Source organism: Cyanobium sp. ATX 6F1 (assembly GCF_024346315.1).
Classification (GTDB): domain Bacteria; phylum Cyanobacteriota; class Cyanobacteriia; order PCC-6307; family Cyanobiaceae; genus ATX-6F1.
In genome coordinates, this window is record NZ_JAGQCS010000007.1 from 148,554 (window position 1) to 158,538 (window position 9,985).

Genomic DNA, 9,985 nt, shown 5'->3' on the forward strand with positions numbered 1-9,985 from the left:
GGTGAACGCCCGGATCGGATGGGGGAATCCTCGACCGGTTGGAGGGCGGACGCCGTAGCTTGAATCTTCGCTCTGGCGGCCGATGGCTGACCCCGGCTCCAGTCCCGATTCCTCCACCCCGGCCATGGGCGGCGGCTGGCCTGTGATCGACGGCTGGGCCCGGGCCACTCTTTCGCCCCGCGGCCCCCTGCTCTGGCAGACGCTGCTGCACAAGAGCGCCTGCCTCTCCTGTGCCTGGGGCACCGGCGGCCAGAACGGTGGCTTTGTCGATGAACTGGGTGAGCCGCTGCAGCGCTGCCTCAAGAGCGTCGAGGCGATCAGCGCCGAACTGCAGGCGGCGGTGCCGGAATCCGTCTTCTCAGGCCGCAGCGTCAGCGAGCTCCAGCGCCTGAGCTCCCTGGAGGCCGACCGGCTCGGCCGGCTCAGCCATCCGCTGATCCTGCGCGAGGGCCGCAGCCACTACGAGCGCCTCGGCTGGGACGACGTCTTCGAACTGGCCGAGGCCGCCTTCCGCGTGCCGCCGGAGCGGCTGGCCTCCTACAGCTCCGGCCGCTCCTCCAACGAGGCCGCCTACCTGCTGCAGTTGCTGGTGCGCGCGCTGGGCTCCAGCAACCTCGCCGACTGCTCCGACCTCTGCCACGCCCCCTCCACCGTGGGGCTGGGCGAGGTGTTCGGCTCGGGCACCTCGATGGTGAGCCTCGAGAGCCTGCAGCAGGCTGATTGCGTGGTGCTGGTGGGATCCAATGCGCCGGCGAACCACCCGCGGCTGATGAACGAGCTGATCCGCCTGCGGGAGCGAGGCGGCTCCGTGATCGTGATCAATCCGGTGCTGGAGGTGGGCCTGCTCAAGTTCGGCTCTCCGGCCTTCCCGATCAAATCAATGCTGCAGGGATCGGCGATCGCCTCGCTGTTCCTGCAGCCGATTCCCGGCAGCGATACAGCCGTTTTCCTGGGGATCCAGAAGGCCCTGCTGGAGGCCCACCAGGTGCGCCACGATTTCCTCGCCGCCCACACTGAAGGCTCCGAGGCGGTGCTGGAGCAGCTGCGTTCCACCCCCTGGGAGGCGATCACCGCCTGCTGCGGCCTCAGCCGAGAGGAGCTCGAGCACACCTCCGCCGTGATCGCCCGGGCCAGGGGTGTGGTGTTCGCCTGGGCAATGGGCATCACCCACCACGCCAACGGCACCGCCAACGTGCACGCCATCGCCAACACGGCGCTGCTGAGCGGCAATGTGGCCAAGCCTGGGGCGGGCACGATGCCGATCCGCGGCCACTCCAACGTGCAGGGCTTCGGCTCGATGGGCGTGACCGTGAAGCTCCGCGCCGAGATGCAGCAGGCGCTTGAGCAGCTGCTGGGCCGGCCCCTGAGCCGTGTGCCTGGCTACGACACCCGCGCCCTGATCGAGGCGGCCGAAGCCGGTGCCGTCGACACACTCCTCTGCCTGGGCGGCAACCTCTGGGGCGCCAACCCGGATTCGGCCCAGGCGAGGCTCGCCCTAGGGCGGATCGACACCGTGATGTATCTGGCCACCAAACCCAACCAGGGCCACTTCCACGGGCTAGGGGCGAAGCGCACCCTGGTGCTGCCGGTGTTCAACCGCTTCGAGACGCCGCACCGCACCACCACCGAAGCGGGCAACAACTTCGTGCGCCTCAACGAACCCGGCAGCACCCACCTCAAACGCGCCGATCTGATCAGCGAGGTTGGTTTCCTTTCCACCTTGGCGGCCCGGTTACTGGGCTGCGATCCCGTGGATTGGCCCCAGCTCCAGGATCCGGTGTATGTGCGCCAGCTGATCGCCCGCACGGTGCCGGGTTATGGCCCGATCGCCAACATCGATGCAACGAGGCGGGAATTCAGTGTGCAGGGGCGGCTGTTCAGCGAGCCGACGTTCCCCACGCCATCCGGGAAAGCGCGGATGGAACCCACACCCCTGCCGCAGCTGGCGTTGCCCGAGCCGGCCCACTTCGGCGGCCTGGCGCCGGACGACACGGGGCTGGTGCTGGCGTTGATCACGGCGCGCAGCTACTCCCAGCACAACACCGTTGTGTACAAGGAGGGCGACGCCTACCGGGGCATGTCCCATCGCAACACGATCCTGATGAACCGCGCCGATCTGACGCGCTCCGGTCTGCGCGCCCACCAGCGGGTGACGGTGCAGGGGGAGGCCGGAGCCCTGGAGAACGTGGAGATCATCCCCGGCGAGATCCGCGAGGGGGCGGCGCTGATGTTCTATCCGGAGGTGAACGCGATCGTCAGGGCCCAGATCGATCCCCGCAGCGGTACCCCGGCGTTCAAGCGGGTGCCGGTGCTGGTGCGGGGGGCCTTGGCGGCAAACCGTGTCGGCTGAACGGCAGCGGCTCGTCGCTGACGACCTCCGTGAAGCCCGCTGGCGCCGCTGGGGGCCCTACCTCAGCGATCGCCAGTGGGGAACGGTGCGGGAGGACTACAGCGGCGATGGCGAGGCCTGGAACCACTTCCCCTTCGACCAGGCCCGCTCGCGTGCCTACCGCTGGGGGGAGGACGGCCTGCTGGGCCTCTGCGACAACCACCAGCGCCTCTGTTTCTCCTTCGCCCTCTGGAATGGCCTGGACCCCTTCCTCAAGGAACGGCTCTTCGGTCTGAGTGGCCCCCAGGGCAACCACGGGGAGGACGTCAAGGAGATCTACTTCCACCGCGACAGCACCCCCAGCCATAGCTACATGAAGGGGCTGTACCGCTACCCCCATGGCCGCTTTCCCTATGAGGAGCTGATCGCGGAGAACGGCCGCCGGGGCCGCGACGCTCCTGAATACGAACTGCTCGACACCGGCATCTTCGCGGGCGATCGCTTCTGCGACGTCCAGGTGGAGTATGCCAAGCAATCCCCGGACGACATCCTGATCCGTCTCAGCGTCACCAACCGCGGCCCCGATCCCCACACCCTTCACCTGCTGCCCACCCTCTGGTTTCGCAACACCTGGAGTTGGGGAGGCGATGAAGCGCGCCCTTCGATCCGGCCCGACGCGCCGTTTGTCGCAGCCTCCGCTCCTGATGCCACACCCTGGCTCAGCCTGGTCGCGAGCCACCCTGCCATGGGGGAGTTCTGGCTGCATGCCGAAGCGCTGGTCGCTGCCCCTGATGGGTCCATGGGCGCGCAGCCCGGGCTGCTGGTCACCGACAACGAGACCAACGCCAGACGACTCTTCGGTGCGGACAACCCCAGCCCCTTCGTCAAGGACGGCATCAACAACTGCGTGGTGGAGGGCGAGAGGGGGGCGGTGCATCCGCAAGGCATCGGCACCAAGGCGTCCCTGCACTACGTCCTGCCCCTGGCGGCGGGGGAAACCCGGGTGCTGAAGTTGCGGCTCGTGAATCGCCGGCTTCCGGTCGATCCCCTCGGCGACGGATTCGATGCGATCTTTCGGGCACGCCTGCAGGAGGCCGACGCCTTTTACGGCGAGCTGATCCCGGCTTCCTTGTCGCACCCTCTGCGCGACCTCCAGCGCCAGGCCTTTGCCGGGCTGCTCTGGAGCAAGCAGACCTACCTCTATGTGATCCGCGACTGGCTCGAGGGGGATCCGGCCACGCCGCCGCCACCGGGGCACCGGCTCGGCCGCAACCATCAGTGGCAGCACTTCCACGCCGACGACGTTCTGTCGATGCCCGACAAATGGGAGTACCCCTGGTTCGCCGCCTGGGATCTGGCCTTCCACTGCGTGCCCATCGCCCTGGTGGATCCCGGCTTCGCCAAATCCCAGCTCGATCTGTTGACGCGGGAGTGGTACATGCATCCCAACGGCCAGCTGCCCGCCTACGAATGGGCCTTCGACGACGTCAATCCGCCTGTCCACGCCTGGGCCACGTGGCAGGTGTACAGCATGGAGAAGCGGGCTACCGGCACAGGTGATCGACCTTTTCTAGAGCGGGTGTTCCAGAAGCTGCTGCTCAATTTCACCTGGTGGGTGAACCGCAAGGATGCAGAGGGCAACAACATCTTTCAGGGAGGTTTCCTTGGACTCGACAACATCGGCGTGTTCGATCGAAGCGCGCCTCTGCCCACTGGGGGCTTCATCGAGCAGGCCGATGGCACCAGCTGGATGGGCATGTTCTGTCTCAACATGCTCACCATTTCTCTCGAGCTGGCGCTGGAAAATCCCGTCTACGAGGACATGGCGACGAAGTTCTTCGAGCATTTCCTCTACATCGCCGCGGCGATGAATCCCATCGGCAGTGGTGGCAACCGGCTCTGGGACGATGGGGACGGCTTCTTCTACGACGTGCTGCATCTGCCGGACGGCAGCCGCCTGCCCCTGAAGATTCGCTCGATGGTGGGGCTGATTCCCCTCTTCGCCACAGCGATCCTGGAGCCCGATGTGCTTGAGCGACTACCGAAGTTCAAGGAGCGGCTGGAGTGGTTCATCCGTCACCGGCCTGATCTCAAGGTCAACGTGGCCTGCATGGAGACCCGGGGGCAGAAGGCCCGCCGCCTGCTCGCCCTCACCTACCTCAGCCCCAACCGCTTCGTGGCGCAGGATCGCTTCCGCCGCATCCTGAATCGCCTCCTCGATCCCGCCGAATTCCTCAGCGATCACGGCATCCGCTCCCTCTCCCGCCACCACGCCGAGCACCCTTACGTCTTCTCCTTCGAAGGCCACGAGCACCGGGTCGGATACGAGCCGGCGGAGTCGCGTTCCGGCCTGTTCGGGGGCAATTCGAATTGGCGCGGCCCGGTGTGGTTTCCGGTCAACTACCTGCTGATCGAGGCCCTTCACCAGTTCCATCAATACGCCGGTGACGACTTCCAGGTGGAATGTCCCACCGGTTCCGGACGCTGGATGAGTCTCCAGCAGGCCGCCGACCTGATCACAGACCGGTTGATCGCCCTTTTTCTGCCCGGTGCCAATGGTCCTGCACCGGCCTACGGCGCCTCCGCCGCCTTCCTCAGCGATGCAGATGGACAGCCCCTGCATCTGTTCAATGAGTATTTCCATGGCGACGACGGCACCGGTCTGGGCGCGAGCCACCAGACGGGCTGGACCGGCCTGGTGGCCCAGCTGATCCAGGACCGAGCCCGGTCACGGGCCCCTTCTTGATGGCGGTGGCCTGACTCCCGGGCTAGGCAGAAGTGGATCGCTGGAGACCCATGGATGTTCCTTGAAGTGATGGCTGATTTCTTTGATGAAGGCATCGACCCGGGCCGCAACGAAGCGATCGCGTCGGTGCAGCGCGTGGATCGGCAATGGTTTGGGCTGGTAGGCCTCAAGAACAACCCGCAGCCGATCGGATTCGATCTCCTCGCCAAAGAGCCAGACGGGACAGACGCCAATCCCCATGCCGGCCAGAACGGCCTCCCTGATCACCGAGGAGTTGTCGGTTCTGAAGTTCCCCCCGACGCTCACCCGTAGGGGCCCGTGGAGGGGATGGTCAAAATGCCAGTCGTTCAGCGTCGTATGACGGCTGAAGATGAGGCAATTGTGTTTGAGGAGGTCATCGGGAGTCTGGGGAACGGGTCGCTCGGCGAAATAGGTGGCGGCCGCCACGGTGACGCGCCGGGTGATGCCGATGGGATAGGCGATCAGGGATGGATCGCGGATCTCTCCGATCCGAATGGCCACATCCACGGCCTCTTCCACCAGATCAACAAAGGCGTCGCTGAGCTTCAGATCCAGCTGAAGTCCTGGATGGCGCTCCAGGAACGACCGCACAAAAGGCATGACCTCCTGCTGGCCGAACGCCACCGGGCAGCTCACGCGTAGGAAGCCCTCCAATCGGTTGCGCTGACCGACGCTGGCCGTTGCCGCTGCCAGGGCATCCAATGCCGGCTGGCAATGGGCGAAGAACCGCTCCCCTTCGGGGGTCAGGCTCAAGCGGCGGGTGGAGCGGCGCAGCAGTTGCACGTCGAGGTTGCGCTCCAAGCTGGCGATCTGCTTGCTCACGGTGGGCTGGGACGTGCCCAGCTCCCTGGAGGCGGCCGAAAAGCTCCCCAGCTCCACCACCCGAACGAAGACCTGGAGCAGGGTCAGCCGATCCACGGTTCAATCATTCGCCAATGGAATGAATCCTAGTCTCATTGGCCCTCTTCTCAAATCCATGGGAATGGAACAGGCTTTGGGCTGACCACTCATCCCAGCGATCCATGGAGCTTTCGAACACCAGCGCCCTCGTGACCGGTGCCAACCGCGGCATCGGACGTGCCTTCGTCGAGGCCCTGCTCGAGGGCGGCGTGCGCCGCATCTATGCGACAGCACGCTCCCTGGAGAGCCTGCAAGAGCTTGTGACCCTCGCCCCGGAGCGCATCCTGCCGCTTGCCCTGGATATCACTCAGATCGACCAGGTTCAGAAGGTCGCCGCCATCGCTGGAGACATCTCCGTATTGATCAACAACGCCGGGGTGCTCGGCTCAGGCGGTTTGTTCACCTCCTCCAGTGTCCAGACGGCCCACTGGGAAATGGAAACGAACTACTTCGGCACGTTGACGATGGTGAGGGCCTTCGCGCCGATCCTCAAGGCCAACGGCGGCGGCGCGATCGTCAACATGATGTCTGTGGTTGCGCTCGCCAATGCACCGCTGTTCAGCTCCTACAGCGCCTCCAAGGCCGCCCTCCATTCGTTGACCCAGGGCATCCGCGCTGAACTGGCCGCCCAGGGCACCCTTGTGGTCGGGGTCTACCCCGGGCCGGTGGATACGGCGATGGCCGAGGGTCTGCCCGTGGAGAAGGTCGCCCCGATCGATGTGGCCAAAGCCTCCCTGGAGGCGATCCTTACCGGTCAAGAGGTGGTGCTGCCTGATCCCGTTTCGCAGCAATCCTTCCAGGAGTTGCTGGCTCCGCTCAAAGCCCTGGAGCTGCAATTCGGTGGCTGGATGCCCGGTTGAGCGCCTGGGCCTCTGGCCAGGGATTCTGCCGACACATCCAGCGGGGGTCGTGAAATCCCATCAGCTGTTCCTTCAACGGTCGGGTTGGTGCGGCGAAGGTTCGCGAACGGGATGCTGAGCCTGGAGCCGCTCGTGCTCAAGGACCGCGATGCGCTCCCGCAAAGGCCGTTCCCGCGCCTCCAGCTCCGCCGCCGTGTAACGGGGGGTGATGAATTGCGGGCAGTTCCAGTCGAAGGCCTCCACCTGGATGCGGAAGAGGCGCTCAGGTTCACCGGCCTCGGGCTCATCCAGCCACAGCCGTTGCCGCAGAGCTGGATCGCCTTCGAGTGAAACGACCGCGGCCTCGCCGTCAATCTTCAGTCTCCGCCTGGCGCCGTAATCCATCAGGAACAGGGCCACCCGCGGATCGCGCCGGAGGTGTCCCGTGGTGAGCAGCTGCCGGTTGCCGCCGTAATCGGCGAAACCAAGGGTGTGGTCATCCAGCACCTTCAGAAAGCCCACCGGGCCACCGCGGTGCTGGAGGTAGGGCGCGCCCGTCTCGGTGAGGCTGGCCAGGTAGAAGCTGTCGCGAGCTTGGATGAAGGCGGTTTCCTTCGCTCCGAGCCGATCGGACTCGGGGGCCGGTGGTACCGCCTGGCTCTGCCCGTAGGCCTGGCGCTGGGCCTCCCCTACGGCGGGGGTGAGATGGCGATGCAGGTAGTGCTGGGTCATCGGTGGATGCTCCGCTTAGGCCTTCAGGCCCGCCATCGGTTTGTAGCCCGGCAGCGCTTGAATCCGTCCGATCCAGGCACGAACGTTGGGATAGGGAGCCAGATCGATACCCCCATCCCCAGCTAAGGCCACGTAGGGGAAAACGGCGATGTCGGCGATGGTGGGGCGATCCAGCTCCAGCCAGAGTCGATCGCTCAGGTGGCGCTCCAGCTGGTCGAGGATGAAGGCGGCCTTCTCCAAGGCGCGCTCGATCGGAAGGCTTGTGACCCCGAAGAGGTGGTGCAGACGGGCGCTCTCGGGGCCCTGCCTGACCTCCCCGGCGGCCGTGGAAAGCCAGCGCACCACCCTGGCCTGCGCAAGGGGCTCACTGGGGAGCCATTGGCCGTCGCCCTGGAGGGCCGCCAGGTAGTAGAGGATCGCCTGGGCATCGGAAAGGATGGTGTCGTCCGTTTCCAGAACGGGCACCTGGCCGAAGGGGTTGAGCGTCAGAAAGGGCTCCGACTTGTGCTCGCCCTGCATCAGATCGACGCGCACCCATTCGTAGGGAACCCCGAGAAGTTCGAGCAGCAGGCGCACCTTGTAGCTGTTGCCGGAGAGTTCGTGGCCGTAGAGACGAAGCATGGCAGTGAGGCGCGAAGGGGGGCAATGGCTGAGGCGAAGCCCCTGAAAAGAACAGGGGGCCGACCGCACAGTCCGACAGGAATTAGACAGATCGGTCTGTCTCTTCATATGTAGCAGACCGTTCTGTCTACTGTCTAGGCTTTGTTCACGACAGGAGCGCCATGACTGCCAGCGCCACCGCCAACCGGGCTTCCGCCAAGCGTGAGGCCCTGCTGAGCACGGCCCAGGAGCTCTTCTCGCGGCAGGGCTACAGGGCCGTGGGCATCGACACCCTGCTGGCCGAGGCCGGGGTGGCCAAAATGACGCTCTACAAGCAGTTCGGCTCAAAGGAGGAGCTGATCGCCGCCGTGCTGGAGCGCCTGGCCGGGGAGATCAGCGCGGCGCTCATCGCCCGGCTGGCGCACGCCGCGGGAGGGAGCCAAGGCCGGATCCTGGCGGTGTTCGACTGGCTGGCGGACTGGGTCCGCTCCCCCGATTTCCACGGTTGTCTGTTCATCAAGGCGGCCAGCGAGTACCCCGAGGCCACCGATCGCCCCCGCCAGGCCGCGGAGGCGTTCAAGGCAAGTTGCCGCGTGCTGTTGGAGGAGCAATGCCAGGAACTCGGGATCGCTGATCCCTCTCGCCTGGCCCGCCAGCTGCATCTCCTGCTCGAAGGCGCCCTTGTGCTGTCGTTCCTCGAGCGCGATCCCCGTGCGGCCCAGGCCGCACGGGAGGCGGCAGCGGTGCTGATCAACGCCGCGGCTCCCGGTTGAGAACCAACGCCCCGCCTTCGGTCTCAGCCCGCGCGCCGCTGGGTCTTGAGCAGCCGGCAGGCCAGCAGAAACCCGCCGCAGGCGACCAGTGAAACGGTGAGCACCTCTCCCCGCCCGGGGATCAGCAGCACGTAGCCCTTCCCCTTGGTGAGCGCCGCGAAGCTCGACACGCAGAACGGCATCAGGAACAGCCGCAGGGTCTGCCAGCGATCGGTCGGCGAAGCGACATCCCTGGAGACGCTGAGCATCAGGCCCACACCGATGATCACGCTGAGGCCCAGGGAGTTCAGCCACAGCAGGGGGTCGGGCTCGATCAGGGCGATGGCGCTGACCAGATACCAGATCAAATAGCACCAGAGCACCTGCTTGCCCGGGCGCAGCTTGGCGAAGTAGCGCAGCAGGGTCAACGGCGCTTAACCCCCGAGGTAGGCCATCTCGGCCCGTGGGGCCGCGGCTTGGGCGCTGCTCGCGACAAGTTGTCGCTCCTGGCGCTCCTCGCTGTAGCGATCGGTGCGCGCCTCCCAAAGGCCCCCCAGGGCGCCTGCCAGGCCAGTGGAATCGAGGGCGGGCCGCAGCCAGGGTTTCAGATCGGTGCCGCTGGTGGCGAACAGGCAGCCGTAGGCGATCCCATCGGCGGTGACGCGCAGGCGGTTGCAGTCGCCGCAGAAGGGGGCGCTGATCGAGGCCACCACGGCAACGTGCAACCCGCCATCGCGGTAACGCCAGCGGCTGGCGGTGCCGTGGGCGCTGCGGCCAACGGGTTCCAGGGGCCAGCGCTCACCGAGGCGGGCCACCATCTCTGCGGCGCTGAGCACCTGATCGGCTGACCAGCCGTTGCGATGGCCCACATCCATGAACTCGATCAGGCGCAGCTCCAGCCCCCGCTCCCGGGCCAGTTCCGCCAGGGGCAGCAGCTTTTCGCCGTTGCCGCCGCGGGTGAGCACAGCGTTGAGCTTGAGCGCCCCGGTGGCTGGATCAAAACCGGCGGCGCGTGCGTGCTCGATGGCCGCGAGCACCTTCTCCAGCACCACCGCTCCGGCGGCGG

8 protein-coding genes and 1 pseudogene are annotated in these 9,985 nt (G+C 66.3%); 4 read left to right on the forward strand and 5 right to left on the reverse strand.

Annotated elements, in window-relative coordinates:
* The first annotated feature begins 82 nt into the window (after positions 1-82).
* Complete coding sequence (locus KBZ13_RS11835; protein ID WP_255009384.1) at positions 83-2,350, forward strand: FdhF/YdeP family oxidoreductase; 2,268 nt, start codon at positions 83-85, stop codon at positions 2,348-2,350.
* Positions 2,340-5,075: an MGH1-like glycoside hydrolase domain-containing protein gene (locus KBZ13_RS11840; RefSeq protein WP_255009386.1), complete on the forward strand. Its 2,736-nt coding sequence runs from the start codon at positions 2,340-2,342 to the stop codon at positions 5,073-5,075. Before KBZ13_RS11835 ends, KBZ13_RS11840 begins: the two co-directional genes overlap by 11 nt.
* On the opposite strand, the gene KBZ13_RS11845 is transcribed toward KBZ13_RS11840, so the two are convergent.
* Complete coding sequence (locus tag KBZ13_RS11845) at positions 5,058-6,014, reverse strand: LysR family transcriptional regulator (RefSeq protein WP_255009387.1); 957 nt, start codon at positions 6,012-6,014, stop codon at positions 5,058-5,060. The genes KBZ13_RS11840 and KBZ13_RS11845 overlap by 18 nt on opposite strands.
* A gap of 104 nt (positions 6,015-6,118) precedes the next feature.
* On the opposite strand from KBZ13_RS11845, the gene KBZ13_RS11850 reads away from it, so the two are divergent.
* Positions 6,119-6,856 carry an SDR family oxidoreductase gene (locus KBZ13_RS11850; RefSeq protein ID WP_255009389.1) on the forward strand — a complete coding sequence of 246 codons (738 nt, stop codon included), beginning with the start codon at positions 6,119-6,121 and terminating at the stop codon, positions 6,854-6,856.
* A 72-nt stretch (positions 6,857-6,928) separates the two neighbouring features.
* Here the strand turns inward: KBZ13_RS11850 and KBZ13_RS11855 are convergent, their stop codons facing one another.
* Both KBZ13_RS11855 and KBZ13_RS11860 read right to left on the reverse strand, forming a co-directional pair.
* Positions 6,929-7,567, reverse strand: a complete 639-nt coding sequence (locus KBZ13_RS11855; RefSeq protein ID WP_255009391.1) for a pyridoxamine 5'-phosphate oxidase family protein — start codon at positions 7,565-7,567, stop codon at positions 6,929-6,931.
* 15 nt (positions 7,568-7,582) lie between these two features.
* On the reverse strand, positions 7,583-8,188 hold the full coding sequence (locus KBZ13_RS11860; RefSeq protein ID WP_255009392.1) for a glutathione S-transferase family protein: 606 nt from the start codon (positions 8,186-8,188) through the stop codon (positions 7,583-7,585).
* A gap of 161 nt (positions 8,189-8,349) precedes the next feature.
* Here KBZ13_RS11860 and KBZ13_RS11865 point away from each other — a divergent pair, with 161 nt between their 5' ends.
* Positions 8,350-8,940: a TetR/AcrR family transcriptional regulator gene (locus KBZ13_RS11865; RefSeq protein WP_255009394.1), complete on the forward strand. Its 591-nt coding sequence runs from the start codon at positions 8,350-8,352 to the stop codon at positions 8,938-8,940.
* A 23-nt stretch (positions 8,941-8,963) separates the two neighbouring features.
* Here KBZ13_RS11865 and KBZ13_RS11870 read toward each other — a convergent pair whose 3' ends face one another.
* Together KBZ13_RS11870 and KBZ13_RS11875 are read right to left on the reverse strand one after the other, a co-directional pair.
* Positions 8,964-9,347, reverse strand: coding sequence for a hypothetical protein (locus KBZ13_RS11870; protein WP_255009396.1), 384 nt, complete (start codon positions 9,345-9,347; stop codon positions 8,964-8,966).
* 6 nt (positions 9,348-9,353) lie between these two features.
* Positions 9,354-9,985, reverse strand: a pseudogene (locus KBZ13_RS11875) (cyclic pyranopterin phosphate synthase MoaA); the annotation flags it as partial.